This window comes from Streptomyces sp. NPDC055506, from assembly GCF_053643595.1.
Genome location: NZ_JBSHKH010000123.1, coordinates 1 through 25,229 on the forward strand (window position 1 = coordinate 1; position 25,229 = coordinate 25,229).

21 protein-coding genes and 3 pseudogenes are annotated in these 25,229 nt (G+C 72.2%); 16 read left to right on the plus strand and 8 right to left on the minus strand.

Annotation, left to right across the window (positions count from 1 at the left end; genetic code table 11):
- On the plus strand, nucleotides 1-592 hold a 592-nt coding region (locus tag ACWIF2_RS32615; RefSeq protein WP_454364498.1), incomplete at its 5' end, for an ATP-dependent DNA ligase.
- A 13-nt stretch (nucleotides 593-605) separates the two neighbouring features.
- Here ACWIF2_RS32615 and ACWIF2_RS32620 read toward each other — a convergent pair.
- The gene (locus ACWIF2_RS32620; protein ID WP_454364499.1) at nucleotides 606-1,796 is read right to left on the minus strand and encodes a zinc-dependent alcohol dehydrogenase; all 1,191 of its coding nucleotides are present in this window, start codon (nucleotides 1,794-1,796) and stop codon (nucleotides 606-608) included.
- Between the two features lie 206 nt (nucleotides 1,797-2,002).
- Between ACWIF2_RS32620 and ACWIF2_RS32625 the strand changes: the two genes are divergently transcribed.
- The gene (locus ACWIF2_RS32625) at nucleotides 2,003-2,983 is read left to right on the plus strand and encodes a DUF3048 domain-containing protein (protein WP_454364516.1); all 981 of its coding nucleotides are present in this window, start codon (nucleotides 2,003-2,005) and stop codon (nucleotides 2,981-2,983) included.
- Nucleotides 2,984-3,006: 23 nt separating this feature from the next.
- Here ACWIF2_RS32625 and ACWIF2_RS32630 read toward each other — a convergent pair whose 3' ends face one another.
- Nucleotides 3,007-3,471, minus strand: coding sequence for a MarR family transcriptional regulator (locus tag ACWIF2_RS32630; protein ID WP_399016704.1), 465 nt, complete (start codon nucleotides 3,469-3,471; stop codon nucleotides 3,007-3,009).
- 207 nt (nucleotides 3,472-3,678) lie between these two features.
- Here ACWIF2_RS32630 and ACWIF2_RS32635 point away from each other — a divergent pair, with 207 nt between their 5' ends.
- From ACWIF2_RS32635 to pcaDC, 7 genes are all read left to right on the plus strand, one after another.
- Nucleotides 3,679-4,434: a CoA transferase subunit A gene (locus tag ACWIF2_RS32635; RefSeq protein ID WP_454364500.1), complete on the plus strand. Its 756-nt coding sequence runs from the start codon at nucleotides 3,679-3,681 to the stop codon at nucleotides 4,432-4,434.
- Complete coding sequence (locus tag ACWIF2_RS32640) at nucleotides 4,434-5,078, plus strand: CoA transferase subunit B (RefSeq protein WP_382486436.1); 645 nt, start codon at nucleotides 4,434-4,436, stop codon at nucleotides 5,076-5,078. The genes ACWIF2_RS32635 and ACWIF2_RS32640 overlap by 1 nt, the downstream gene beginning before the upstream one ends.
- Complete coding sequence (locus ACWIF2_RS32645) at nucleotides 5,075-6,277, plus strand: thiolase family protein (protein WP_454364501.1); 1,203 nt, start codon at nucleotides 5,075-5,077, stop codon at nucleotides 6,275-6,277. The genes ACWIF2_RS32640 and ACWIF2_RS32645 overlap by 4 nt, the downstream gene beginning before the upstream one ends.
- Before the next feature lie 117 nt (nucleotides 6,278-6,394).
- Nucleotides 6,395-7,168 carry a protocatechuate 3,4-dioxygenase subunit beta gene (gene pcaH / locus ACWIF2_RS32650; RefSeq protein WP_454364502.1) on the plus strand — a complete coding sequence of 258 codons (774 nt, stop codon included), beginning with the start codon at nucleotides 6,395-6,397 and terminating at the stop codon, nucleotides 7,166-7,168.
- Between the two features lie 6 nt (nucleotides 7,169-7,174).
- Nucleotides 7,175-7,780 (plus strand): protocatechuate 3,4-dioxygenase subunit alpha, encoded by a 606-nt coding sequence (gene pcaG / locus ACWIF2_RS32655; RefSeq protein ID WP_454364503.1) that lies wholly within the window; start codon nucleotides 7,175-7,177, stop codon nucleotides 7,778-7,780.
- Nucleotides 7,777-9,069 (plus strand): 3-carboxy-cis,cis-muconate cycloisomerase, encoded by a 1,293-nt coding sequence (pcaB, locus tag ACWIF2_RS32660; RefSeq protein WP_454364504.1) that lies wholly within the window; start codon nucleotides 7,777-7,779, stop codon nucleotides 9,067-9,069. Before pcaG ends, pcaB begins: the two co-directional genes overlap by 4 nt.
- Nucleotides 9,066-10,187, plus strand: coding sequence for a bifunctional 3-oxoadipate enol-lactonase/4-carboxymuconolactone decarboxylase PcaDC (pcaDC, locus tag ACWIF2_RS32665; RefSeq protein ID WP_454364505.1), 1,122 nt, complete (start codon nucleotides 9,066-9,068; stop codon nucleotides 10,185-10,187). Before pcaB ends, pcaDC begins: the two co-directional genes overlap by 4 nt.
- A gap of 21 nt (nucleotides 10,188-10,208) precedes the next feature.
- Here the strand turns inward: pcaDC and ACWIF2_RS32670 are convergent, their stop codons facing one another.
- The gene (locus ACWIF2_RS32670) at nucleotides 10,209-12,893 is read right to left on the minus strand and encodes an ATP-binding protein (RefSeq protein ID WP_454364506.1); all 2,685 of its coding nucleotides are present in this window, start codon (nucleotides 12,891-12,893) and stop codon (nucleotides 10,209-10,211) included.
- Nucleotides 12,894-13,073: 180 nt separating this feature from the next.
- Here ACWIF2_RS32670 and ACWIF2_RS32675 point away from each other — a divergent pair, with 180 nt between their 5' ends.
- The 4 genes and pseudogenes from ACWIF2_RS32675 to ACWIF2_RS32690 form a co-directional block, all read left to right on the plus strand.
- Nucleotides 13,074-14,375 (plus strand): MFS transporter, encoded by a 1,302-nt coding sequence (locus ACWIF2_RS32675; protein WP_454364507.1) that lies wholly within the window; start codon nucleotides 13,074-13,076, stop codon nucleotides 14,373-14,375.
- A 4-nt stretch (nucleotides 14,376-14,379) separates the two neighbouring features.
- A complete protein-coding gene (locus tag ACWIF2_RS32680; RefSeq protein ID WP_454364508.1) occupies nucleotides 14,380-15,534 on the plus strand; it encodes an anhydro-N-acetylmuramic acid kinase in 1,155 nt (384 codons plus the stop codon).
- Nucleotides 15,535-15,591: 57 nt separating this feature from the next.
- Nucleotides 15,592-15,675 (plus strand): annotated as a pseudogene (locus ACWIF2_RS32685) (DUF2510 domain-containing protein); the annotation flags it as partial.
- A 306-nt stretch (nucleotides 15,676-15,981) separates the two neighbouring features.
- Nucleotides 15,982-16,992, plus strand: a pseudogene (locus ACWIF2_RS32690) (collagen-like triple helix repeat-containing protein); the annotation flags it as partial.
- A 149-nt stretch (nucleotides 16,993-17,141) separates the two neighbouring features.
- Here the strand turns inward: ACWIF2_RS32690 and ACWIF2_RS32695 are convergent.
- Nucleotides 17,142-17,753 (minus strand): TetR/AcrR family transcriptional regulator, encoded by a 612-nt coding sequence (locus tag ACWIF2_RS32695; protein WP_454364509.1) that lies wholly within the window; start codon nucleotides 17,751-17,753, stop codon nucleotides 17,142-17,144.
- Nucleotides 17,754-17,918: 165 nt separating this feature from the next.
- On the opposite strand from ACWIF2_RS32695, the gene ACWIF2_RS32700 reads away from it, so the two are divergent.
- Both ACWIF2_RS32700 and ACWIF2_RS32705 read left to right on the plus strand, forming a co-directional pair.
- On the plus strand, nucleotides 17,919-18,749 hold the full coding sequence (locus ACWIF2_RS32700; protein ID WP_454364510.1) for a phosphatase PAP2 family protein: 831 nt from the start codon (nucleotides 17,919-17,921) through the stop codon (nucleotides 18,747-18,749).
- Nucleotides 18,746-19,699 carry a hypothetical protein gene (locus ACWIF2_RS32705; RefSeq protein WP_454364511.1) on the plus strand — a complete coding sequence of 318 codons (954 nt, stop codon included), beginning with the start codon at nucleotides 18,746-18,748 and terminating at the stop codon, nucleotides 19,697-19,699. The genes ACWIF2_RS32700 and ACWIF2_RS32705 overlap by 4 nt, the downstream gene beginning before the upstream one ends.
- Here ACWIF2_RS32705 and ACWIF2_RS32710 read toward each other — a convergent pair.
- Complete coding sequence (locus ACWIF2_RS32710) at nucleotides 19,689-21,740, minus strand: phosphocholine-specific phospholipase C (protein ID WP_454364512.1); 2,052 nt, start codon at nucleotides 21,738-21,740, stop codon at nucleotides 19,689-19,691. The genes ACWIF2_RS32705 and ACWIF2_RS32710 overlap by 11 nt on opposite strands.
- A 169-nt stretch (nucleotides 21,741-21,909) precedes the next feature.
- On the opposite strand from ACWIF2_RS32710, the gene ACWIF2_RS32715 reads away from it, so the two are divergent.
- On the plus strand, nucleotides 21,910-23,193 hold the full coding sequence (locus ACWIF2_RS32715) for an MFS transporter (RefSeq protein WP_454364513.1): 1,284 nt from the start codon (nucleotides 21,910-21,912) through the stop codon (nucleotides 23,191-23,193).
- A 20-nt stretch (nucleotides 23,194-23,213) separates the two neighbouring features.
- On the opposite strand, the gene ACWIF2_RS32720 is transcribed toward ACWIF2_RS32715, so the two are convergent.
- The 3 genes and pseudogenes from ACWIF2_RS32720 to ACWIF2_RS32730 form a co-directional block, all read right to left on the minus strand.
- Complete coding sequence (locus tag ACWIF2_RS32720; protein ID WP_454364514.1) at nucleotides 23,214-24,281, minus strand: hypothetical protein; 1,068 nt, start codon at nucleotides 24,279-24,281, stop codon at nucleotides 23,214-23,216.
- Between the two features lie 137 nt (nucleotides 24,282-24,418).
- On the minus strand, nucleotides 24,419-24,847 hold the full coding sequence (locus tag ACWIF2_RS32725; RefSeq protein ID WP_454364515.1) for a peptidoglycan-binding protein: 429 nt from the start codon (nucleotides 24,845-24,847) through the stop codon (nucleotides 24,419-24,421).
- Between the two features lie 123 nt (nucleotides 24,848-24,970).
- A pseudogene (locus ACWIF2_RS32730) lies at nucleotides 24,971-25,166 on the minus strand (SpoIIE family protein phosphatase); the annotation flags it as partial.
- Nucleotides 25,167-25,229 lie beyond the last annotated feature (63 nt).

The following is a 25,229-nucleotide window of genomic DNA, read 5'->3' on the forward strand; positions in this document are numbered from 1 at the left end:
CATCGAGGTGGCGCGGCAGTGGTTCGAGCAGTACGAGGGGGCGGGCCTGGACGGTGTCATCGCCAAGCCGCTGACGGTGCGCTACCGCCCGGACGAGCGCGCGATGTTCAAGATCAAGCACGAGCGCACGGCGGACGTGGTCGTCGCCGGGTACCGCCTGCACAAGAGCGGCCCCGTCGTGGGCTCGCTGCTGCTCGGCCTGTACGACGACCGGGGCACCCTCCAGCACGTGGGCGTGTCCGCCGCCTTCCCGATGAAACGGCGCGCCGAGCTGGTGGAGGAGCTGGAGCCGCTGCGTCTGGACGACGCCCAGGGGCATCCGTGGGCGGCCTGGTCCGACGAGGCCGCGCACGAGAAGGCCCGGCTGCCGGGGGCGCCGAGCCGCTGGTCGGGCCGGAAGGACCTGTCGTGGGTGCCGCTCAGGCCGGAGCGGGTGGCCGAGGTGGCGTACGACCACATGGAGAACGGGCAGCGTTTCCGGCACACCGCCCGGTTCCGCCGCTGGCGCCCGGACCGGACCCCCGAGAGCTGCACCTACGCGCAGCTCCAGGAGCCGGTCCGCTACGACCTGGCGGAGATCCTCGGCGGCTAGCGTCCGGCCGGATTCAGGGCTGCATCAGCACCTTGACCGCGCCGTCCTGCTTGCGCTGGAACATCTCGTAGGCGTGCGGGGCCTCCGAAAGCGGCACCCGGTGGGTGGCGAAGTCCTCGACGCCCAACGGGTCCTCGTCGGTGAGGTACGGGATGATGTCGTCGGTCCAGCGGCGGACGTTGGCCTGGCCCATGCGCATCTGGATCTGTTTGTCGAAAAGGGTGAGCAGGGGCAGCGGGTCGGCCATGCCGCCGTAGACACCGGACAGCGAGATGGTGCCGCCGCGGCGCACCAGCTCGATCGCGGTCTTCAGCGCGGCGAGACGGTCGACGCTGAAGCGTTCGGCGAGCGGGCCGCTCAGTTTGCGGGGCAGGATCGCCGCGGCGTTCTGCACCATGCGGGCGGCCGCGCTGCCGTGGGCCTCACTGCCGACCTCGTCGATCACGGCGTCCGGGCCACGGCCGTCGGTCTCGTCGCGGATCGCCTCGATCAGTTCCTTCTCGTCGTCGAAGGACCTGAGGTCGTACGTCTCCACACCTCGCGCGCGGGCCCGGCGCAGCCGCTCCGGGACCAGGTCCACGCCGAACACCCGCCCGGCGCCCTGGAGCTGGGCGACGCGGCAGGCCATGTCGCCGACGGGCCCGAGGCCGAGCACGGCGACGCTGCCCCCCTGCGGGACGTCGGCGTAGGCGACCGCCTGCCAGGCGGTGGGCAGGACGTCGGAGAGGTAGACGAAGCGGTCGTCGGGCGGGCCTTCCGGGACCTTGATCGGGCCGAACTGCGCCTGCGGGACCCGCAGGTACTCGGCCTGGGCCCCCGGCACCGAGCCGTACAGGCGGGTGTAGCCGAACAGGGCGGCACCCATGCCCTCGCCGCTGACCTGGGTGGTCTCGCACTGGGTGGGCAGGCCGGTGAGGCACATCCAGCAGTTGCCGCAGGCGATCTGGAACGGCACCACGACCCGGTCCCCGGCCTGGAGGTCGGGTACACCGGCGCCGACCTCCTCGACGATGCCCATGGGTTCATGGCCGAGGATGTCCCCCGGTGTCATGAACGGCGTGAGCACTTCGTACAGATGCAGGTCGGAGCCGCACAACCCGGTGGAGGTGATGCGGATGACCGCGTCCGTCGGCTCCTGGATCGTCGGATCGGGCACGTTCTCCACCCGCACGTCACGCTTGCCCTGCCAAGTCACTGCCCTCATCGCCTCGCGCTCCCTCCGTCGGCGTGCGCGTCGGTCGTTTCGGCGGGTCCCCGAGTACCCGGGTGCCCCGCACTGAACCTTGAGCCGATCGACGGACGCGACGAGGACACCGTCCCGCCAGAAACGATCGACCGTGGCCATCGATGCTCAGATAAGCGCACAATCAGGACAAACGGATGGCATGGGGCGCGGTGACGACGGTGGGCATGGGACGAGAGGCGCGCGGACGGCGGGCGGCGACGACAGCGGCGCTGCTGGCCGCGACGGTGACGGCGGCCCTGGCGGCGGGCTGCACGAGCGGGGGCGGTCCGCCGGACGACGGGCGGGGACCGGCCAGTGCGTCGGAGCGCGGCGCCTCACCCACGGCGGCCGACGGCTCCGTCCTCGCCGTCAAGATCGACAACGCCGACGCGGCCCGGCCGCCCACGGGTGTCGATGCCGCGGACGTGGTGTACGTGGAGCAGGTCGAGGGCGGGCTGAGCCGCCTGATGGCGGTGTACGCGACGAAGCTGCCGGAGGCGGTCGGCCCGGTGCGCAGCGCCCGTGAGTCGGATCTGGAGCTGCTGCGCCAGTTCGACCGGCCCACACTCGCCTTCTCCGGCGCGCAGACGAAGCTCCTGCCCCTGATCGACAAGGCGCCGCTGCGGGCGGCGACGCCGGGCAGTGCCTCCGACGCCTTCTTCCGCGACCCCGGCAGGTCGGCCCCGCACAACCTCTATGTGCGGCCCGAGCGGATCATGCCGGAAGCCCCGGGCCGGGCCGCGCTGACCACCGGCTTCCGCTACGGCTCCGCCCCCGCGGGCGGCACCGAGGCGAACTCGCAGACGGTGCGCTATCCGGCGGCCCGCTTCACCTTCACCTGGTCGGACTCCCGGGACCGCTGGCTGGTCGGCATGGACGGCACGCCGGCCACGACGGCGGACGGCGAGCGAATGGCGGCCGCGACGGTCGTCGTGCAGTACGTGAAGGTGCGCGAGTCCGCCTTCCGGGACTTCCTCGGCAACAACACGCCGTACACCGAGACGGTGGGCTCGGGGAAGGCGAAGGTGCTGCGCGACGGGCGGGCCCATGACGTGAACTGGGAGCGCGAGGACGCCACGGACGGCACGGCGTTCACCACCGGCGACGGCACACCCGTGAACTTCGCGAAGGGCCAGGTGTGGGTGGTGTACGCCGAGGCGTCCTGACCGGTCCGCGCGGACCACACCGGTCAGCGGGGCGCCACCAGGGACTCCCCTGGATTGCGCAGGCCTTCGGCCGCGTCCGACACCCGCCGGATGAGGTCGAAGAACACCGTCTGCTCCTCGGCGGTCAGCGGCGCGAGGAAGATCTGGTTCATCCGGGCGGTGCGCACGGTCAGCTTGCGGTGGGTGCGCACACCCTCTTCCGTGAGGCGCAGCAGGAAGCGGCGGCCGTCCTGCGGGTCACGGACCTTGTCGAGCAGTCCGCGCCGGATGAGCCGGCTGATCACCTCGGCGATGGTGGACCGGTCGAGCCCCACCCGCTCCCCCACCGTGCGCTGATCCAGTCCGGGCTCGGCGACGAGCGTGTTGAGGACGGCGTACTGGGGCGAGGTGATCTCCTCGGAGACCATCGTGTTCCACAGCAGGTAGTGCGCCTGCTGGAGCCGCCGGGCGAGATGCCCGGGGTGGGTGGTGAGGTCGGCCGCCGCCATGTGCACCCCTCGGTCGTTTTCGTTGGTGCACTGAACAATACCGGTCCGCTCCCAGGCTGTCTGCCGGCCGCACAAGGGATCAGGGGTGCATACGCCGAGCTCTTGACGCCCTGCTGCGGCGATGGCAGCGTGAGGGGAGCTTCACGGAAATACTCAGTGTGCTGACTAATCAAGGTCGGGGCGCTCGGAAGAGATGGGGCTTCTCGGATGGACAAGGTGGTCGCCACAGCCCTGGAGGCGGTGGCCGATGTGCCCGACGGCGCGTCGCTCGCGGTGGGCGGTTTCGGGCTGAGCGGTGTGCCGAACGTGCTGATCCAGGCGCTGTACGAGCGCGGGGTGGCCGGGGTGTCGGTGGTCTCCAACAACTGCGGGGCGATGGAGTCGGGCCTGGCGGTCCTGCTCGCCGCCGGCCGGATCGCCCGGGTGACGGGCTCCTACATCGGCGCGAACAAGGAGTTCGCCCGGCAGTACCTGGCCGGGGAGCTGGAGGTCGAGCTGATCCCGCAGGGCACACTGGCCGAGCGGCTGCGGGCCGGCGGCGCCGGGATCCCCGCCTTCTACACCCCGGCCGGGGTGGGCACCCAGGTCGCCGAGGGCGGTCTGCCGTGGCGCTACGACGGTGAGGGCGGGGTCGCGCTGGCCTCACCGCCGAAGGAGGTCCGGGAGTTCGACGGCGAGGAGTTCGTGCTGGAGCGGGGCATCCGCACCGACTTCGCCCTGGTCCGGGCGGCGAAGGGCGACCGGCACGGCAACCTGGTCTTCAACAAGTCCTCCCGCAACTTCAACCCGCTGGCGGCGATGGCCGGGCGGGTGACGGTCGCCGAGGTGGAGGAGCTGGTGGAACCCGGCGAGATCGATCCGGACGCGGTGCACCTGCCCGGCATCTTCGTGCAGCGGGTGCTCGCGCTCACCCCCGAGCAGGCGGCGGACAAGAAGATCGAGCAGCGGACGGTGAGGTCCTGATGGCCTGGACGCGTGAACAGATGGCCGCGCGGGCGGCGCGGGAGCTGAGGGACGGCCAGTACGTCAATCTCGGCATCGGTCTGCCCACCCTCATCCCCAACTACCTGCCCGAGGGCGTCGAGGTCGTCCTCGAATCGGAGAACGGCATCCTGGGCACCGGCCCCTACCCCACCGAGGAGACCGTCGACCCGGACCTGATCAACGCCGGCAAGGAGACCGTGACGGTCCTGCCGGGCGCGTCCTTCTTCGACTCGGCGCTGTCCTTCTCCATGATCCGGGGAGGGCACATCGACGTGGCCGTGCTCGGCGCGATGCAGGTGTCCGAGCGGGGCGACCTGGCCAACTGGGCGATCCCCGGCAAACTGATCACCGGCATCGGCGGGGCCATGGACCTGGTGCACGGCGCCCGTACGGTCGTCGTCGTCATGACCCACACCGCCAAGGACGGCTCGCCGAAGATCCTCACCGAGTGCGCCCTGCCGCTGACTGGCAAGGGCTGTGTGAACCGGATCATCACCGACCTCGGCGTCCTCGACATCACCGAGGACGGGCTCGTCCTGGTCGAGACCGCGCCCGGCGTGAGCGCCGAGGAGATCGTCGCCAGGACCGACGCCGAACTGACCGTGCCGGAGGGCCTGAAATGAAGGACGTCTACCTCGTCGACGCGGTCCGCACCCCCATCGGCCGCTACAACGGCGGTCTCGCCTCGGTCCGCCCGGACGACCTCGGGGCGCACGCCATCCGTGAACTCCTCGCCCGCACCCCGGACCTGGACCCGGCACGCGTCGAGGACGTGTACTTCGGCAACGCCAACGGCGCCGGAGAGGAGAACCGCAACGTCGGCCGCATGGCGGCACTGCTGGCAGGGCTGCCCACCTCGGTGCCGGGCGTGACCGTCAACCGGCTGTGCGCGTCCGGTCTGGAGGCCGTGATCCAGTCGGCCCGTGCCATCGCCGTCGGGGACGCCTCTATCGCCGTCGCCGGTGGTGTGGAGTCGATGACCCGGGCGCCCTATGTACTGCCCAAGTCCGACAAGCCCTTCCCGGCCGGACACACCGAGCTGTACTCCACGACCCTGGGCTGGCGCATGGTCAACCCGCGCATGGAGCCGCAGTGGACGATCCCGCTGGGCGAGTCGGCCGAACTCATCGCCGACAAGCACAAGATCAGCCGTGAGCAGCAGGACGAGTTCGCGCTCGGCAGCCATGAGAAGGCCACGCGGGCACGGGAACAGGGCCTGTTCGACGCGGAGTCGGCGCCTGTGGCGGTCCCGCAGCGCAAGGGCGATCCGGTGCTCTTCGCCGCCGACGAGTGTGTCCGTCCGGATGCCTCCCTGGCGACGATGGCCAAGCTGAAGCCGTCGTTCCGTAAGGAGGGGGGCACGGTGACGGCGGGCAACGCGTCACCGCTCAACGACGGGGCGGCGGCGCTGCTGCTCGTCGACGCCGAGGGGCTGAAGGCCACCGGGCGTGAGCCGCTCGCCCGGATCTCCGCGACCGGGGTCAACGCGGTGGACCCGGACTACTTCGGGCTGGCGCCCGTCGAGGCGGTCAACCGTGCGTTGGCCAAGGCGGGCAAGGGCTTCGACGATCTGTCGGTGCTGGAGCTGAACGAGGCGTTCGCGGCGCAGGTGCTGGGGTGTGTGGCCGAGTGGCCCGACTTCGACCCGGCGATCCTCAACCCACAGGGCGGGGCGATCGCCCTCGGGCATCCGCTCGGGGCGTCCGGGGCCCGGCTCGCCGGGACGGTTGCGCATCAGCTTGCCCGGCGTGGCGGTGGCGTCGGTGTCGCCACGCTATGTATCGGCGTGGGCCAAGGCCTTGCCCTAGTCCTGGAGCGCTAGCGCCGTTCGCGACTGCGGGCCGCACCGTGGCTGGTCGCGCCCGCGCGGCGGAGCCGCATATCGATACAGCCCCGCGCCCCTGACGGGGCACGACCCTCAAGAACCTCAGGGACCCCCATGACTCTCACTCAGCACGACATCGACCAGGAGATCGCGGCCGAGCACGCCGCGTACGAGAAGCGCCTCGCCGGCGGCGGGCCCGTCGAGAACCAGCCGCGCCGCGATTACGCGCCGTACCGTTCCTCGGTGCTCCGGCACCCCAAGCAGCCGCCGGTCACCATCGACGTCAGCAAGGACCCGGAGCTGGTGGAGCTGTCCTCCCCGGCCTTCGGGGAGCGGGACATCACCGAGATCGACAACGACCTCACCCGGCAGCACGACGGCGAGCCGATCGGCGAGCGCATCACCGTCTCCGGCCGGCTGCTGGACCGCGACGGCCGCCCGGTGCGCGGCCAGCTCGTGGAGATCTGGCAGGCCAACTCGGCGGGCCGCTACGCCCATCAGCGCGAGCAGCACGACGCCCCGCTGGACCCGAACTTCACCGGCGTGGGCCGCACGCTCACCGACGCCGAGGGCCACTACCGCTTCACCACCGTCCAGCCGGGCCCGTACCCGTGGCGCCAGCACGTCAACGCCTGGCGGCCGGCCCATATCCACTTCTCGCTCTTCGGCTCGGCGTTCACCCAGCGGCTCGTGACGCAGATGTACTTCCCGAGCGACCCGCTGTTCCCCTACGACCCGATCATCCAGTCGGTGACGGACGACGCGGCCCGGCAGCGGCTGGTCGCCACCTACGACCACAGCCTGTCGGTGCCGGAGTTCTCGATGGGCTACCACTGGGACATCGTGCTCGACGGGCCGCAGGCCACCTGGATCGAAGAAGGACGCTGACCTGCCATGACGAAGATCGACACCAGCAGGCCCGAGAGCGTGCTGCCCACCCCCTCGCACACCGTCGGCCCGTTCTACGGCCACGCCCTGCCGTTCCGCGGCGGTGAGGACATCGCGCCCGCCGGGCATCCGGACACCGTCACCGTGCACGGCTACGTCACCGACGGCGAGGGCAAGCCACTGCCCGACGCCCTGATCGAACTGTGGGGCCCGGACCCGGAGGGCAACCTGGCGACGGCCGACGGTTCGATGCGCCGCGACCCGGCTTCGGGCGGCTTCCTGGGGCGCAACGGCGTGGAGTTCACGGGCTGGGGACGCATCCAGACCGACGCGAACGGCCACTGGTACGCGCGCACGCTGCGGCCCGGCGCACGCGGGCGGAACGCCCCGTACCTCAGCGTGTGCGTCTTCGCGCGCGGGCTCCTCCTGCATCTGTACACCCGGATCTACCTGCCCGGCGATGCGGCGGCGCTCGCCGCCGACCCGCTGCTGTCCCGGCTGGAGGACGGGCGCCGCGACACGCTGATCGCCGTGGAGGAGGCGCGCGGCACGTACCGTTTCGACATCCGCCTTCAGGGCGAAGGCGAGACGGTCTTCCTGGAGTTCCAGTGACAGCTGCGCACGGCGACACCGGCCTGCTCGCCCCCGGGTGGGCCGACTCGGCGGCCGCGTCCGCCACGAGCGACCACGCGTATCTGCGAGCGCTGCTCGACGCGGAGGCCGCGCTGACCCGGGCCCAGGCCGCGCTGGGGCTCGCCCCCGCCGAGGCCGCGACGGCGGTGACCGAGGCGGCCGCGGGCGCCTTCGACGTACGGTCCCTCGCCGAGCGGGCCCGCGCGGGCGGCAACCCGGTCATCCCGCTGGTCGCGGAGCTGACGAAGGCCGTCGGCGACGAGTACGGCCCCTACGTCCACCGGGGGGCGACCAGCCAGGACATCATGGACACGGCGTCGATGCTGGTCGCCGCGCGGACCCTGGACCTGGTGCTCGCCGACCTCGGACGCACCGAGCAGGCCCTCGCCCGGCTGGCCGCCGAGCACCGGGACAGCGCGATGCCGGGGCGAACGCTCACCCAGCACGCCGTACCGACGACGTTCGGGCTGAAGGCGGCCGGATGGCGGGCGCTGGTCCTCGACGCGCGGGACCGCACGAAGGCCGTACGGGACACGCTGCCCGCCCAACTCGGCGGCGCTGCGGGCACGTTGGCTGCGTTCGGGGCCTACGGCGCGAGCGATCCGACCGGGCTGCCGGCGGCGTACGCCCGTGAACTCGGCCTCAGGGCACCCGATCTGCCCTGGCACACCCTGCGGACACCCGTCGCCGACCTCGCCGGATGCCTCGCCTTCACGGCGGGCGCGCTCGGCAAGCTCGCCGTGGACGTCCTCACTTTGTCACGCACCGAGATCGCCGAGGTCGCGGAGGGCAGCGGCGGGGGCTCGTCCGCCATGCCGCACAAGTCCAACCCCGTACGGTCCACCCTCATCGCCTCCGCCGCACGGCGGGCGCCGCAGCTCGCGGCCACGCTCTACGGCTCGCTGGCGGCGGAGGACGAGCGGCCGGCCGGGTCCTGGCACGCCGAGTGGGAGCCGCTGCGGGACCTGCTGCGGCTGGCCGGCGGGGCCGCCCGGGACGCGGTCGAACTGGCCGACGGGCTGCGGGTCAGGCCCGAGGCCATGCGCGAACACCTGGACCTGACCGGCGGGTTGATCGTCTCCGAGCGGCTCTCCGCCGAACTGGCCCCGGTGCTGGGCCGCGCCCGCGCCAAGGAACTCCTCACCCGGCTGGCCGCCGGGGGACGCCCGCTCGCCGAGGCACCGGAGCTTGCGGACGTCGACCTCGACCCCACCCACTACACCGGCTCCGCCGGAGCCCTCACCGACCGTGCTCTGGAGCGACGTTGACACTCCTGAACCACCGCACCGAAGGCCCCGCCTCCGCTCCCCCGCTGCTGCTCGGCCCCTCCCTGGGCACGTCGTACGCCCTGTGGGACAAGGTGGCGCCCGAGCTGTCGATCACCCACCGGGTGGTCCGCTGGGATCTGCCGGGGCACGGCGGTTCGGCGGCCGGGCTCATCGAGGCCGGCGCGACGGTCGGTGACCTCGCCGGCCTGGTGCTGGCACTCGCCGACTCGCTCGGCGTCGAACGGTTCGCGTACGCGGGTGTGTCGCTGGGCGGGGCCGTGGGCCTGCATCTCGCGGTGCACCATCCGGAGCGGCTGTCGTCGCTCGCCGTGATCTGCTCGTCGGCGCACTTCAACGGCCCCGGGCCGTGGGAGGAACGGGCCGCGCTGGTGCGGCGGGAGGGGCTGGCCGGGCTCGCGGAGGGCGCGGACGCGCGCTGGTTCACCTCTGGGTTCACCGTGCCCGAGCTGGTGCGGGACCATCGGGAAGCCGACCCGGGCGCGTACGCCGCTTGCTGTGACGCGCTCGCCGCGTTCGATCTGCGGGACCGGCTGCCCGAGATCGCCGTGCCGACGCTGCTGATCGCCGGCCGTGAGGATCCGGCGACGCCGCCCGCGCATCTGCGGGAGATCGCCGACGCGGTGCCGGACTCGACGCTCGTCGAACTCCCGGGCGCCTCGCACCTGGCGCCCGCGCAGTGCCCGGAAGCGGTGCTGACCGCGCTGCGGGCCCACTTCGGCGGGTCCGCCGGACGCGGGATGGAGGTGCGGCGCGAGGTGCTCGGCGACGCGCACGTCGACCGGGCGCAGGCCCGGCAGACACCCTTCACCGCACGCTTCCAGGACTTCATCTCGCGCTACGCCTGGGGCGAGATCTGGACCGATCCGACGCTGTCGCGCCGCGAGCGCAGCATGATCACCCTGACCGCGCTGGTCGCGCACGGCCACTACGACGAACTGGCCATGCACGTCCGGGCGGCCCGCCGCAACGGGCTCACGCCGGAGGAGATCGGCGCGGTGCTGCTGCAGACGGCCGTGTACTGCGGGGTGCCGGCGGCGAACTCGGCGTTCGCGACGGCCCAGCGGGTGCTCGCGGAGGAGGACGGCACGGCAGGGTGACCCTGCCGGTCGTGGTCTGGGCTACGCCGGTCCGACGCCGGCCTCGAGCACGGCCCGCGCCCGCTCCGCCAGTCCGTCGGCGCCGCACGAGACCGCCAGGTCCAGGCCGCGTTCGAGGTCGCTGACCGAGCGGGCCAGGATGCCGTACTCGATGCGGGCCGCCGCGTGCTCGTACTGGCAGGGCGACGCCTCCAGGTAGGTGACGGCCTGGGCGGCGAGCCGGACCGCGCGCTGCCCGGTCTCCAGGGCGGCGGCGCAGCGCAGGGCCTCGCCTATGGCGGTGTCCGTGCCGAAGCGCTCGGCCTGCCGGCGGACGTCGACGGCGAGCCGGGCGGCACGGGCCGGGTCCTCGGTGCTGAGGGCCCTGGCGAGGTCGGCCGCCCAGGGGACGAGCACGGGGTTGTGGTGGCCGCGTGCCGCCGCGGCCTTCTCGGCGGCCTCCAGTTCGTTGATGCCGTCCTTGGTGCGGCCGACGGCCAGCAGCAGCCGGCCGCGCACCGAGCGCGGGTCCGGCAGGACGATGGTGGAGGGATAGGGCGGGGCGAAGCCATAGCGTTCGGCGACCTCCCAGGCCTCCTGGACATGGCCGCGGGCGAGCAGCGTGTCGACGAGGTTGCAGGTCGCGGACCAGTACAGCGGCAGGCCGCGGCCGACGCGTTCGGCGAGGCGCAGCGACTCGCGCAGAGACGACTCCGCCTCCTTCAGCCGGCCCCGCCTGCGGTGGCCGAGCCCCACGTAGGCGTGGGCCAGGGCGAGGTGGCCGCCGCTCCAGCCGGCCGTCTCGTAGGCGCGCAGGGCCTCGTTGTAGAGGGTCTCGGCGCGGTCGAGGCGGTCGGTGAAGGCGTACGCGTTGGCCAGCATCAGCAGCAGTTCGATGCCCCACTCGGTGTCGGTCCAGCCGAGCCCGGGGGCCAGGCGGCCGTTGACGAGGGCGCGGTCGCACAGTTCGGCGATTTCCTCCGCGTTCTCGCCGTGCATGAGGGCGTCGAAGCCGCGCAGCATGAGCAGGGCGCGTTCGGAGTTGTCGCGGCCGGTGCAGGGTCCGGCGAGGTCGGCGAGCCGCCGGGAGCGGTCGGGTGAGGTGGCCTCGCCGGCGTGTATGCCCTCCCACATGAAGCGCACGGCCTGGAGCCGCATCCGGGCGGGCCCGGGCCGGAGCCGGGCGGCCTCCGCCTCGACCGTGCGGACCGCCTCCTCCAGCTGGTCGTTGTGGAGCAGCGCCTGGGAGAGCCGGAAGACGGCGTCCACCCGCTTGTCCCCGACGAGGCCGGGCATGCCGAGCGCTGTCCGCAGATGGCCGATGGTGCGGGCGGGCGCGGTCAGGAAGGTGGCCTCGGCCAGCTCGTACAGCACATGCGGGTGCGACTCGGGCCGGGGCGGTTCCTTCAGGGCGCGCTCCAGGCAGCGGCGGGCGGCGTCGGGGGCGCCGACGGCGAGGTGCTCGCGGGCGGCCTCGCGCAGCTGCCCGACGAGTTCCTCGTCGTCGTCCGGGTGGACTTCGAGGAGGTGGCGGGCGGCCGCGGCGGCGCCGCGTCCCTCGTCGGTGACGATCCGGGCGGCGATGCCGTGCATGGCGGTGCACAGGGCGTCGGGTATGGAGTTGTAGACGGCGGTGGCGATCAGCGGGTGGACGAACTCCAGGTCGCCGTCCGCGCCGCGGCCGGTCGCGGGGTCGGGTGTAGTGAGGATGCGGGCGGTGCGCAGCAGTTCGGCGCAGCGGCGGGCGGCGTCGGGCCCCAGGGTGGCGAGTTTGGCGACCAGGCCGGTGGTGATGCCGGTGCCGAGGATGGCGGCTGCCCACGCGAACCGCGTGGCGTCGATGCCGAGTTCCTCCAGGCGGGCGACGAGGCCGCCGCCCCGGGCCGAGCGGTTCAGTTCGCGCAGCTCCCCGGCCCGCGACTCGACCGGTTCGACCTCGCTGTCCTGGACCTTGGCGAGGAGTTCGACGGTCTCGTAGGGGTTGCCCGCGGTGACGGCCCAGACCTCGCGGCAGAACGCGGCGTCGGCGTGCGGGCCGAGGGTGGCGCGGGTGAGTCCGGCCGTCGCGTCCGGGGTGAGGGCGCTCAGCGTCGTGACGGGGCCGTCCGCGGCGGCGGCGACGGTGTCGAGGTGGCGGGCGCTGGTGCCTGAGACCTCGCCGGGGCGGCGGGTGACCACGACCAGCACGGACATCTCGTCGAGGCGCTCGGCGAGCCCGGCCAGCCAGTGCAGGGTCTCCTGGTCGGCCCAGTGGGCGTCGTCGATCAGCAGCACCAGCGGCCAGTCCCGGCGGGCGAGCCGGCGTACGGCGGCGACCAGTCCGTCGCACACGCCCTGCGGGTCGGCCTGCCGGTCGCCGGGTTCCGCTATGCCGAGGGCGGGGCCGGCGATGTCGTACCAGTCGCCGAGGTACTCGCGGGCCTCCTCCGGCAGCATCGACACCAGTGCCGGCTGCAGCAACTGCCGTACCACGTTGAAGGGGACCGACCTGAGGGTCTCGCCGCCGCGTGCCGACCAGACCGTGCAGCCGCGGGCCTCGGCGATGCGGCGGGTTTCGGCCAGCAGCGTGGTCTTGCCGAGTCCGGCCTCGCCGCGGAAGACCAGCAGTCCGCCGGACGAGGAGCGGCCCCCGCACAGGCCGTCGACCGCCCGCGCGACGGCGGCGACTTCCTCGTCGCGCTCCCAAAGGGAAGCCGAGGCGCCGGCCGTGGGCCGTACCTCCGTCATCCCGCTACCTCCCCAAGTCGCCCGAACGACGTACAGACGTCGAGCGTAGCCGTCCGCTTGCCTGAGCGGAGGGCGGTCCGGGCACCTGTTGCCGTGACGGGTGACACCGACGGCGATCGGACGGCACAACCGGCCCGTCACCAGCCGCCTTCGGGTCAACAAGGCACAACGGTACGGGAGGTGACGTTCATTCACCAGGGACGGGACACACGGCGCGGCCGGCGGGCGCTGGTCGCGGGGTCGGTGGGCAATCTCATCGAGTGGTACGAGTTCGGCGTCTACGGCTACTTCGCGACGATCATCGCGGCGCGGTTCTTCACACCGGAGGGCGGCAGCGAGATCGAGGCTCTGGTGAAGACGTACGCGTCGTTCGCGCTCGCGTTCTTCTTCCGACCGGTCGGGGCGGCACTTTTCGGCCGTCTCGGGGACCGCGTCGGCCGTCGGCCGGTGCTGGTCCTGGTGATCACGCTGATGACGGTGGCGACGACACTCATCGGCGTACTGCCGACGTACGCCCAGGCGGGCGCGCCGGCGCCCTGGCTGCTCACCTTCCTGCGGGTGCTCCAAGGCCTGTCGGCCGGCGGGGAGTTCGGAGGCGCGGTGTCGGTGATGACGGAGTTCGCTCCGCCGGGCCGGCGGGGGCTGTACGGGTCGTGGCAGTCGTTCACGGTGGCACTGGGGCTGCTGGGCGGTGCGGGCGCGGCGGCGCTGCTCGCCACCGTGCTGACCGAGGAGCAGCTCGGCGCGTGGGGCTGGCGGCTGCCGTTCCTGCTGACCCTGCCGCTGGGGCTCGGGGCGTTGTGGCTGAGGCTGCGGCTGGACGAGACACCGGAGTTCGTGGCGGAGCGGTCGCGGGAGTCGCCCCCGCCGCGCGAGGTCGCGAGGGCCATCGCGCTGGGCGCGGGGCGGATCATGGGCTGGGCCGCGGCCGGATACACCTTCCTCGTGGTGCTGCCGTCGTATCTGCAGAGTTCGCTGGGTGCGACCTTCCAGCAGGCGCTGGTCGCCACCGTGCTGGCCAATCTGGGCTTCGCGGTGACGATCGTGCCGGCGGGGCTGATCAGTGACCTGCTCGGACGGAGGGCCGTGATGCTGACGGGCGCGGTGCTGGTCGTGGTCCTCTCGGCGCCGCTGCTCAACCTTCTGCAGGAGCCCGGCGTTTCGAACACCGTGAAGGGTGTGGCGGTGTGCGGCGCGGGTGCCGTGGTGGGGCTGATGGCGGGGCCGGGCCCGGCGATGCTGTCGGAGATGTTCCCGGCACGGGTGCGCTACACGGGCCTGGGACTCGCCTACGCGCTGTCCAATGCGGTGTTCTCGGGGTGCGCCGGGCTCATCATCACGGAGACCATCGAGCGGACGGGGAGCGTGGACATCCCCGCGTACTACGCGGCGGCGGCGTGCGCGGTGAGCGTTCCGGCCCTGCTCACGCTGCCCTCGCGGAGGGTGCGCGGGGCGGAAGCGGCGGCGGAGAGGACGGGTTGAGGCGATGCGGGTGATCGGTCTCATGTCCGGCACGTCGTACGACGCGATCGACGCGGCGGCGGCCGAGCTGGACCTCGTCGGCGACAGCCTGGTGCTGAAGCCGCTCGGCATGGTGAGCGAGGCGTACGACGGCGAACTGCGCGAGACCCTGTCGGCCGCCCTGCCGCCGGGGACCACCACACTGGGCGAGGTGTGCCGGCTGGACACCCGGATCGGGCAGGCCTTCGCGGCTGCCGCGCTCCGGGCCGACCGCGAACTGTGCGAGGGGCGGGCCGAGTCGGTGGCCTCGCACGGGCAGACCGTGTACCACTGGGTCGCCGAGGGAGAGGTCCACGGCACGCTCCAGCTGGGGCAGCCGGCCTGGATCGCCGAGGCGACCGGGCTGCCGGTCGTCGCCGACTTCCGGCCGCGTGACATCGCCGCCGGCGGGCAGGGCGCACCGCTGGTCGGCCTGGTCGACCGGCTGTGGCTGCGCGGCCGTCCGGGCCGGTGCGTCGCCCTCAACGTCGGCGGTATCGCCAACCTCACCGCACCCGACGGGACCGCCTTCGACACCGGGCCGGGCTGCGCGCTGATCGACGCGGCGGCGCGGGGGTTCAGCGGCGGGGCCCTCTCCTACGACACGGACGGGGCCCTGGCCGCCCGGGGCCGGGTGCACGGGCCGCTGCTGGACCGGCTGCTCCAGGAGCCGTACTACGCGCTGCCGGCGCCCAAGACGACGGGCAAGGAGCTGTTCCATCTCGGTCATCTGCGGGACGCGCTGGCCGGGTTCGGGACGCTGCCCGCCGAGGACGTCGTCGCCACGCTGACGATGCTCACGGCCCGGACCGTGGCGGACGCGGTGCGGGCGGTGGGCGCGACGGAGGTGATCGCCTCCGGCGGCGGGACGCGCAACCCGGTGCTGATGGGGATGCTCGGGGAGCTGCTGCCCGGGGTGGCGGTGCGGGCGTCGGACGAACTGGGGCTGCCGGCCGGGGCGAAGGAGGCCTACGCCTTCGCCGTCCTGGGGTTCCTGACCCTGCACGGCCTGCCCGGCAGCTCACCCGCGAGCACCGGTGCCCGGCATCCGAGCGTGCTGGGATCGGTGACCCCGGGCCGGGACGGGCTGCGACTGCCACCGCCCGCCCACAGGTTGCCGACCCGATTGATCCTGGAATGACCGGTCCTGGTCGACTCCTCTCATGCCTCTTTCACCGACGCCTCATACGGTGGGGGCATGACGCAGGAGACTCCTTCCGGGTGGTACCCGGACCCCGGACAGAAGAGTGACGGGCCCGCCACCGAGCGCTGGTGGGACGGCAAGGCCTGGACGGCCAGCATCCGCCCGGCCCAGCCGCCGACGCATCCGGCGGCCGAGGAGGGTTCGGCTTCTGCGGGAGACCCGGGCGAGGATGCCGGTTCGGCCGCTACCGCAGGCTCGGGCTCTGCGATAAATCCGGCCTCTGCGACAGACTCGGGCGCCGCCGACGCTCCCGCTCCTGCGGCAAACGCGGGCGCTGCGGGTGATGCAGCCCCCTCGGGGGATCCGACTGGGGCCGTACATCCAGAGGCTGCCGGGCATGGCGGAGCCGCCGGGCACCCGGAAACCCCCGGATACCCCAGCACCGCCGGACCATCGAGCGCCCCCGGGCACCCGGGCACCGCCGGCCACCCGAGCGCCCCCGGACACCCAGGCGCCCCCGCATACCCAGGCAGCCCCGGATATCCAGGCACTCCCGGACAATTTCCAGGGCCTGCCCCATACCCGAACGCCCCCGGGTACCCGGGCGCCGGCGCCTACCCCTCCTACCCCGCCGCACCCCCCACCGCCAAGGGAAGCCGGCTGCGGGTCGGGATTGCCGTCGGGGCGGCCGTCGTTGTGCTCGCGAGCATCGGTGCCGGGGTGTACGCGCTGACCGACAACGGCGGCTCGGGTGGCGGTTCGGCCACCTCGCAGGGGCCGGGCGGACCGGGCGCACCCGGCGGCCAGGGCGGGCCGTTCGGCGGGCCGGGGGGCTCGGGTGGATCCGGAGGCAATGGCGGCTCCGGAGGATCCGGTGGCTCCGGCGGGCAGAGCCCGTCTCCCGAGCGGTCCGAGCCGCCGAAGATCAGGAGCGGGTCGGTGACCGACGCGGTCAGCGGGATCAGCATGCCGATCCCGGAGGGCTGGTACGGCCAGGAGATCACGGTCGGCGCGCAGGTCACCTCCGACGACTCCTACAAGTGCCCCGGCGACACCTCCTCGACCTGCACGAAGGGCGGAGCCTACTCCGCACCGGCCCTGGCCCTCGGCACCAAGGGCAGCACCGCCGAGGAGATCGCCAAGGCGGACATCGCGGCCAACGCCGAGGAGTCCTACGGCGGCAAGTCCTACGGCGGGATCACCTCGCACGACGTACTGGCCGCCAAGGCGGTGACCGTGGCCGGGCAGAAGGGCTACCTGGTCCGCTGGAAGGCCGTCACCACCAAGGGCGCCGACGGCATCGTGGAGTCGCTCGCGTTCCCCTCCCCCGCGAACGCGAAGCAGATGGTCGTCGTCCGGTTCGGCGTGGACGCCGACCAGAAGGAGTCCGTCCTCGACGACATCACCAAGGGCATCAAGGTGTCGACGGGCAGCGGCAACGGCCAGGACGTCTGACAAAAGCACAAGAACCGGCCGGCCGGGTGGGGCGCCCCCGCCGCTCACAGGGGCACCCCACCCGGCCGGGGGGTGCGCGCCGCCCCCGTCCCCACGGGTCGGCGCGGTCGGGTCACCGTCCGGTCATCCGACGGACGGCGGCCCGGGTCTCATCTCAGGCCCAGGGCCGGCAGCACGGCGGCCTCCACGAACCGGACCAGATAGTCCGGGTCGGCCCACTCGCCCTCCAGGACGGGCCGCACCCGCAGAACGCCGAACATCTGCGCCGGGACGTACTCCAGCGCCGGATGGTCGGCGGGCACCTCTCCCCTCTCGACCCCGCGCCGGATGATCTCCTTCAGCGCGGCGATCTCCGGTTCGATCAACGCCTCGCGCAACGCGCGCTGCAGCTCCGCGTCCTGGGGGGCCGCGTGGGCGAGCGCCTGGAGGAGCTGGGTGTCCCGGCCTGACAGCTCCCCCGCCGCCCGGGCGGCCTCGCGCAGATCGTCCGCGAGCGAGCCGGTGTCGATGCAGCGCGTCCGCCGGTGGGAGCGCAGCGCCGCCGCGACGAACTGTGGCTTGGTCTTCCACTGACGGTAGAGCGTGGACTTGCTGCAGCGGGTGCTGGCGGCGATCCCCTCCATGGTGACGGAGTCGTAGCCGCACTCGCGGAGCTGTTCCAGCACAGCGTCGAAGAACTCCTGCTCACGCTCCGGCGTGATCTTGGAGCGGCGTGTGGCACCGACCGGCTCGGGTCGGTCGTCCGCAGCCTGCGACGTCATGGCCGTGCTCCTGGCTTCCCTCGGGCGGCCGGAAAATTCCGGCCGGCAGTGTGTTCTACGTCTATCGATACGCCAGTGTACCGGAACGCGAGCGTATCGGTACACTGGCGTATCGGTACGCACTCGTACCGATAACAGCACCACCGTCACCGAAGGGGCCGGGGGATGAATGCCCGCACCGAGCCTGCGCCGGCGGGGTCCGACGCGACAGCGCGACCGCCGCACGTCATAGCCCGACCGCCGCTCGTCCGGGAGCTCCTGCTCGTCGCGGGGCTCTTCCTCGTCTACAAGTTCGGCCGGCAGCTGGCCACGGGCCACACCGGCGAGGCCTTCCACAACGCACGGCGTGTGTGGGACTTCGAGCGAGCGGTTCATCTGCCCGGCGAGGGCGCGGTGCAGTCCCTGCTGCTGCACGGCGACGGTCTGGCGCATGTCGCGAACACCTACTACGCGGCCGTCCACTTCCCGGCCACCGTCGCCTTCCTGGTCTGGCTCTATCTGCGCCGCCCGGCCCACTATGTGTGGGCCCGCCGGGTCCTGGCCGCCGTCACGGCCGCCGCGCTGGCGCTGCACCTGCTGTTCCCGCTCGCCCCGCCCCGGATGCTGGCCGCTACCGGTCTGGTGGACACCGCGCGCGTGTACGGGCCGTCGGTCTACGGCGATCCCACGACCGACTCCCTGTCGAACCAGTTCGCGGCGATGCCGTCGCTGCACTTCGGATGGGCGCTGATGGTGGCGATCGGCCTGATCGTCGCGACCCGCTCGCGATGGCGCCTGCTCTGGCTGCTGCATCCGCTGCTGACGCTGCTGGTGATCGTCGGCACCGCGAACCACTACTGGCTGGACGCGATCGTGGCGACGGCCCTGCTCGGTCTCGCGCTCGCGGTGGTCCAGGCGCCGCACCGTACGGCGACCACGGCGGGCCGCGCGCAGGGCAAGCTCGTTCCGGCCCAGGCGCGATCCGAGGAGCAGGCACTCGCGGGGGCGGGCCGATGAACGCCGTGCTCGTCGCCGTCGCCCTGTCCCTCGTCTCCGCCGTCGCCTACGCGGCAGCGGCCGTCGCCCAGGAGCGGCTGGCCTCCCGCTCCCCCGGCTCGGGCGTGCTGCGGCTGCTCGGCAGCGGCGCCTGGTGGTCGTCGGTCGGACTGAACGCGTCGGCCGCGCTGCTGCACGTCGTGGCCCTGAGGTACGGGCCGTTGACCGTGGTCCAGCCGCTCGGCGCGCTCACCCTGGTCGCGGCGGTGCCCATGGGGGCGCGGCTCGCGGGACGGCGGGTGAGCGCGGTCGAGTGGAAGGGCACCGCGCTGACGCTGCTCGGCCTGGGCGCGATCCTGGTCACGGCGTCCGGCCCGGCGCCCGACGATGTGCTGAGCGTTCCCGAGGCGCTGGCGGTGGCCGGTGCCACCGCCGCCCTCATCGGGGTGCTGTCCCGGCCGGGCGCCCGCCCCGGGCTGCGGCACGCGACCGCGTCCGGCATCGCGTCGGGGGTCGGCTCGGCCCTCACCCAGACCGTGACGGTGGCCGCGACGGACCGGTCGGGTCCGCTGCTGAGCGTCCAGGTGGTCGGGGTGGCACTGCTCGTGGTGGCCTTCGCGGCCGGCGGGCTGCTGCTGTCGCAAGTGGCGTATCGGGGCGGTCTGGGCGCCCCGCTCGCGATGGTGACCCTGGCCAACCCGCTGGCCGCCGCGGTGATCGGGCTGTCACTGCTGGGCGAACGCCTCCAGGGCGGCCCGGCGGGCGTGCTGCTCGCGCTCGCCGGGGCCGGCCTGGCGTCCTGGGGCGTGGTGCTGCTCAGCAGGGCGGCGCCGGCGGACGAGAACCGCCCGGTGGACGACGACCATCCGGTGGCCGCCGTCCTGGCGCTGGAACCCGGCTCGGCCACGGCCGAACCGGCGTTGGTGCCCCGGCCGCACGATCCGGGGCACCTCACTCCGGCTACCCGGTGATGATCGCCGGGTCGCTCACACCCGGCCGGCCGTTCTCGACGTGCCCCGCGAACCGCCGCAGGAACGCCGCGTCGCCGTCGACGGTGACGGTCAGGTCGTACCAGCGGCGGCTGCGGTCGAGGTCGACGGTCCGCCGTACCTTCGCGCCCGGGCGGACGGTGACGGTCGAGGGCCGGCCGCCGTAGCCGTCGGAGAGCTTCAGCCGTGCCGTGCCGGAGCCCTTGTTGGTGAAGGTCAGTTCGACGTCGTCACCGGTGTGGCGTGCGGTGACCTCGCAGCCGGCCGTCTTGTTCGATCCCTTAAAGACCCGCACGAAGCCGTTCGGGCCGTGCACGGTCAGGTCGTACGCGCCCGCCGAGTAGGCCGAGTTCCAGGTGTCCGAGAGCGTCTTGCCGGCCTCGGTGGTGTACATCCAGGGGCCGTCGGTGCGATTGCCGGACGTGATGTGGAAGGCGGCGCCGGCCTTCGGCCCGGAGGCGAAGGCGAGGGTGACCTTCCCGGCGGCGGCGTCGACCGAGGCGTCCACGTGCGGGGCGTACTTCAGCGGCCGGGTGCGGCGCGGGCCACGTTCCTGCCTGGGCATGCGCGGGTCGGCGGGCGGGGTGGGCTTGTAGTCGGGGTGGCGTTCGCGGTCCTGCGGCTCGTACTCGTCGGTGCCGGGCAGCGGAGCCGGCCGGGCGTCCTTGCGGGAGAAATCGAACGCGGACGTCAGGTCACCGCAGATGGCCCGGCGCCACGGCGAGATGTTCGTCTCGCGCACGCCGAAACGGCGCTCCATGAACCGCACGATGGACGTGTGGTCGAGGGTCTCCGAACAGACGTAGCCGCCCTTGCTCCACGGTGAGACGACCAGCATCGGCACCCGGGGGCCGAGCCCGTACGGGCCGGCCGTGTTCTTGCTGTCGCCCGGGAAGAGATCGAGGGAGACGTCGACGGTGGACAGACCGCGGGAGGCGTCCTTCGGCGGCAGCGGCGGCACCACGTGGTCGAAGAAGCCGTCGTTCTCGTCGTACGTGATGAACAGGGCGGTCTTCGACCAGACCTCCGGGTTGGAGGTGAGGGCGTCCAGGACCTGGGCGATGTACCAGGCGCCGTAGTTCGACGGCCAGTTGGAGTGCTCGCTGAAGGCCTCGGGGGCGGCGATCCAGGAGATCTGCGGCAGCTTGCCCGCCTTGACGTCCGCCTTCAGCACGTCGAAGTAGCCGTCGCCGGCCTTGGCGTTCGTGCCGGTGCGGGCCTTGTCGTACCACGGGTCGCCGGGCTGGGCGCCCCGGTACTTGTTGAAGTACAGCAGGGAGTTGTCGCCGTAGTTGCCGCGGTAGGCGTCCTCGATCCAGCCCCAGGAGCCCTTGGCGTCGAGGCCGTCGCCGATGTCCTGGTAGATCTTCCAGGAGATGCCTGCCTGCTCCAGGCGCTCGGGGTAGGTCGTCCAGCCGTAGCCGAGTTCGTCGTTGCCGAGGACCGGGCCGCCGCCGGTGCCGTCGTTGCCCGTGTAGCCGGACCACATGTAGTAGCGGTTCGGGTCGGTGGAGCCGATGAACGAGCAGTGGTAGGCGTCGCAGACGGTGAAGGAGTCGGCGAGGGCGAAGTGGAAGGGGATGTCCTCACGGGTCAGGTACGCCATGGTCGTGGTGCCCTTGGCGGGCACCCACCGGTCGTACTTGCCGCCGCGGTAGGCCTGGTGGCCGTCGGGCCAGGAGTGCGGCAGGCCCTCCAGGAACTGCATGCCGAGGTCGTCGGCGTCCGGGTGGAACGGCAGGATCTCCTTGCCGTCCTTCTCCTGGTGCCAGATCGACTTGCCGTTGTCGAGCGTGACCGGACGCGGGTCACCGAAGCCGCGGACACCTCTCAGGGTCCCGAAGTAGTGGTCGAAGGAACGGTTCTCCTGCATCAGGACGACGATGTGCTCGACGTCCTCGATGGACCCGGTGCGATGGTTCGCCGGAAGCGCGGCGGCGCGCTGGATGCTGGCGGACAGCGCGCTGAAGGCCGTGGTGGCACCCGCGAGTTGAAGAAAGCGGCGCCGGTTTACTTCGGACATGTAGGACAGACCTCTCATCCTGAGGTGCGGGATGGCCGGAACATGACGGAATCTGCGCGGAAGGAGTGTTTCAGGGACACCAAACGCCAAGGAAGGGGCGGGTGACACTCGTGTGAAAGTCGCCGGTACGTGAGGTGTGCCGGCGCGCTTCCAGGGGAGGGTGAGGGGCGTGACAGAGACGCAGACGGTTTCCCCGCCGACGAAACGGCCCGTCCGCCAGCTCCTCGCCGCCTCCGTGGGCAACGCCGTGGAGTGGTACGACTGGTACGCCTACACGTTCCTGGCGACCTATATCGCCGCCCAGGTCTTCCCCGAGAGCGCGGACAGCTCGCTGGTGCCGCTGCTGTCGACGTTCGCGGTCTTCGCGGTGGGCTTCTTCATGCGGCCGGTCGGCGGGCTGCTGATGGGCGCGGTCGCGGACCGGCACGGGCGGCGGGCCGCGCTCACGGTCACCATCCTGCTGATGGGCGGCAGCAGCCTGCTGGTCGGACTCACCCCGACCTACGCCTCGGTGGGCGTGCTGGCACCGGTGGTCCTCGTCCTCGCCCGGCTGCTGCAGGGCCTGTCCGTGGGCGGCGAGTTCGCCGCCTCGACCACCTTCCTGGTGGAGTCGGCGGGCCCCGGCCGGCGGGGACTGTTCTCCAGCTTCCAGTACGTGTCGACGACCATCGGGCAGCTCGTGGCCTCCGGCATCGCCACGCTGCTGGTGGACACGCTGAACGACGGGCAGATGAACGGCTGGGGCTGGCGGGTCCCGTTCGTGCTCGGGGCCGTACTGAGCCTGGTCGGCTTCTGGATCCGGCAGGGCGCGCAGGAGACCCGCAGCACCGAGCAGCAGGAGGCCCCGCGCCCGGGATTGTTCGAGGCGCTGCGCCGGCACCCGCGCGAGTCGCTTCTGATCTGCGGCATCACGGCGGGCGGCACCATCGCCTACTACACCTGGACGTCGTATCTGCCGACGTACGCCGAACTCAACGCGGGCCTCGAGAAGTCGGACGCGCTGCTCGCGGGCACGATCTCACTGGCCTTCTTCGCCCTGCTCCAGCCGCTCGGCGGACTGCTCTCGGACCGCTTCGGCCGCCGCCCCCTGCTGCTCTTCTTCGGCCTGGGCTTCGCGCTGCTCTCGGTGCCGCTGCTGCACAGCCTGCGCGACTCGTTCGCCGTGCTGCTGCTCGTGCAGTGCGCGGGCATGGTGCTGCTGACCGGGTTCACCTCGATCAGCGCGGCCGTGAACGCGGAGATCTTCCCGCCCCGGGTCCGCGCGGCCGGCATCGGCTTCCCCTACTCGCTGACGGTGGCCCTCTTCGGCGGCACGGCTCCGTACGTCGGCACGCTGTTCAAGGAGCTGGGGCATGCGGGGCTGTTCCCCTGGTACGTCGCGGTGCTGTGTCTGGTGTCATCGGTGGTGTACCTGCGGCTGCCGGAGACGGCTCACACACCTCTGAGGCGCTGAGCGAGCGGCCGGGCGGCCGGTCAGGGCCCGCCTCGCGGTCGAGCAGCCTCCGCTCCCTCGTCCACGGGCTCTCTCGCGCGCGCCCCCTGCTGCGCCCCCTCGTGCGGTCCCGCGCCGTCCCGGAACGCGGTCGGCGGTCCGGGCGCCCCGGTCTCTCCCAGCACGTCTCTCTCCTTGACCGCGGCTCTCTCGGGGTCGACCGCGGCTTCGGTCGTCCTGCCCACCTCCGCCAGCGTCATCTGCGCGCGGTCGTCCACCAGTCGGGTCACCAGGTGCTGGGCGGCCCCGAAGGCCGCGGCCCAGCCGAGGACCTGCGCCCTGCTGTCGAGGTCGCTCAGCCCGGGAACGAAGGCGCCCCGGATCAGCAGCAGCCCGAGGAAGGCGGACAGGGCACCGGTGGGGAACTTCAGCACCGCCGACGCCAGGGGCAGCATGTAGGGCGAGTCGGTGCCCCGGATGCGCCGCAGTGAGGCGATGACGGTGAGGGCCGCGCCGGCGAGCCCGGCGATCTCGACGGTGAGGATGTCGCGCGACTCGGCCCGGCCGCTGACGTCGGTGCCCGCCGGGACGTTGTGATGCTCCGCGGTGGGGCAGACGACGGTGATCCCGCTCGCGTTCCCGGGCTCCACCTTGGGCGTGAAGCACAGGCTCAGCGACTGGGGGAAGAACCAGCCGTAGACGGCGAGGCCCGCCACACCGAGCAGGACGACGAACGTCGCGGTCCACAGGATGTTGCGCAGGCTGCGCACCCGGGCCAGCTCGTCGTCCAGGGCGTTGTACGCGGCGTCGAGCGCCCGGACCATGAGGTCACGGTCGCTCGGTGAGATCTCGCCGGAGATGATGGAACGTAGCCGACGGCCCAGACGGACGCGTCGCGGGTCGTCCGCTTCCAGATGATCCTTGACCAGCGCCATGACCTCGCTGGCACGTCCGGCGGCTTCCTCGTCGGAGATGAGTTGCAGGAGCATCACCTCCGCGCTGCGTATGTTCGACCAGACGCCCTCACGCGCGGCCGATCCGGACCAGGCACGCCGCCATCCGAAATCCTCGTCGGCAGCCGCGCCGGCCTTTTTCAGATGGCCCCGCATTCCCTCGACGAGCGTCTTGCGGTCTTCGGAGCACGGCTTGACACGTTCGCGTTCCAGCTGGGCTTCGAGATAGGCGATCCGGGTTTTCGCCCGTGCGCGCCAAGCGGTCCGCGATGGCCGTCCCGGAGCCGTTCCGGTCACTCGTAGACGGCCGGTACGCGCAGCCTGTTCCACGACTTCCGGCCCGGTATGCCGTCAGCGTCCTGGCCCCTGAATCCGAGTCTCCATTGCCAATTCGCGTACGACTTCCGGTCCGCTTCGCTCCAGCGCGAGTCGGGCCCGTCGGCGTACACCCCGCAATCCTCGTCGATGAGGCGGTAGCCCATGGCCTTGATGATCGGGCTGCTCACGGAAGGCTGGAAGAAGTCGGCCCCCGGGAAGGGTTCGAACTCACCCTCCACTTCTGGGGGAGCCACGCGGATCCGCTGTGCGGGGTAAATGATATCCGGATCCGTGATCCACGGATTCCACTCCAGAATCTGCTCCAGCGTCACGCGATGCATCACCGCGATCTTACTGAGCGTGTCGCCACGTTTCACTACGTAGAACTCTGCTGTCTTTTCCATGTGTCCACACTAAGCGAATCACACGACATAGAAAAGTTGAGAATTCCGTTTCAATTTCACTTTTTGATTCGGAAACGGCTTCCGTTGAAACCGTCTCACAGACGGACGACGACCAGGAGCGTGCAGCAGGCCGTCGGTGTAGAGCACCAGGGTGTGTCCGCGGAGGTAGGACAGACCTGCCTGGGGGCGGGGGGACGTGTTCCGGCCGGGCGCCCAGGGGCGGATCGGTGGCCTGGTCCAGCAGTTGGCAGCCGCCGTCCGGGCTGAGCAGGATCGGCGGTGGGTGGCCGGCGTTGCTGTAGATGACCAGCCGGCTGCGCGGCCGGGATGGCGGCGCTCAGGGCGCTGCGCAGCTTGCGCAGCGCACCGCGATGTCCCGGTG

Coding starts and splice junctions, on each gene's coding strand:
- ACWIF2_RS32620 (WP_454364499.1), bottom strand. CDS start 1,796: ATGAGGGCAGTGACTTGGCAGGGCAAGCGTGACGTGCGGGTGGAGAAC.
- ACWIF2_RS32625 (WP_454364516.1), top strand. CDS start 2,003: ATGGGACGAGAGGCGCGCGGACGGCGGGCGGCGACGACAGCGGCGCTG.
- ACWIF2_RS32630 (WP_399016704.1), bottom strand. CDS start 3,471: ATGGCGGCGGCCGACCTCACCACCCACCCCGGGCATCTCGCCCGGCGG.
- ACWIF2_RS32635 (WP_454364500.1), top strand. CDS start 3,679: ATGGACAAGGTGGTCGCCACAGCCCTGGAGGCGGTGGCCGATGTGCCC.
- ACWIF2_RS32640 (WP_382486436.1), top strand. CDS start 4,434: ATGGCCTGGACGCGTGAACAGATGGCCGCGCGGGCGGCGCGGGAGCTG.
- ACWIF2_RS32645 (WP_454364501.1), top strand. CDS start 5,075: ATGAAGGACGTCTACCTCGTCGACGCGGTCCGCACCCCCATCGGCCGC.
- pcaH (WP_454364502.1), top strand. CDS start 6,395: ATGACTCTCACTCAGCACGACATCGACCAGGAGATCGCGGCCGAGCAC.
- pcaG (WP_454364503.1), top strand. CDS start 7,175: ATGACGAAGATCGACACCAGCAGGCCCGAGAGCGTGCTGCCCACCCCC.
- ACWIF2_RS32670 (WP_454364506.1), bottom strand. CDS start 12,893: ATGACGGAGGTACGGCCCACGGCCGGCGCCTCGGCTTCCCTTTGGGAG.
- ACWIF2_RS32680 (WP_454364508.1), top strand. CDS start 14,380: ATGCGGGTGATCGGTCTCATGTCCGGCACGTCGTACGACGCGATCGAC.
- ACWIF2_RS32695 (WP_454364509.1), bottom strand. CDS start 17,753: ATGACGTCGCAGGCTGCGGACGACCGACCCGAGCCGGTCGGTGCCACA.
- ACWIF2_RS32700 (WP_454364510.1), top strand. CDS start 17,919: ATGAATGCCCGCACCGAGCCTGCGCCGGCGGGGTCCGACGCGACAGCG.
- ACWIF2_RS32705 (WP_454364511.1), top strand. CDS start 18,746: ATGAACGCCGTGCTCGTCGCCGTCGCCCTGTCCCTCGTCTCCGCCGTC.
- ACWIF2_RS32710 (WP_454364512.1), bottom strand. CDS start 21,740: ATGTCCGAAGTAAACCGGCGCCGCTTTCTTCAACTCGCGGGTGCCACC.
- ACWIF2_RS32720 (WP_454364514.1), bottom strand. CDS start 24,281: ATGCGGGGCCATCTGAAAAAGGCCGGCGCGGCTGCCGACGAGGATTTC.
- ACWIF2_RS32725 (WP_454364515.1), bottom strand. CDS start 24,847: ATGGAAAAGACAGCAGAGTTCTACGTAGTGAAACGTGGCGACACGCTC.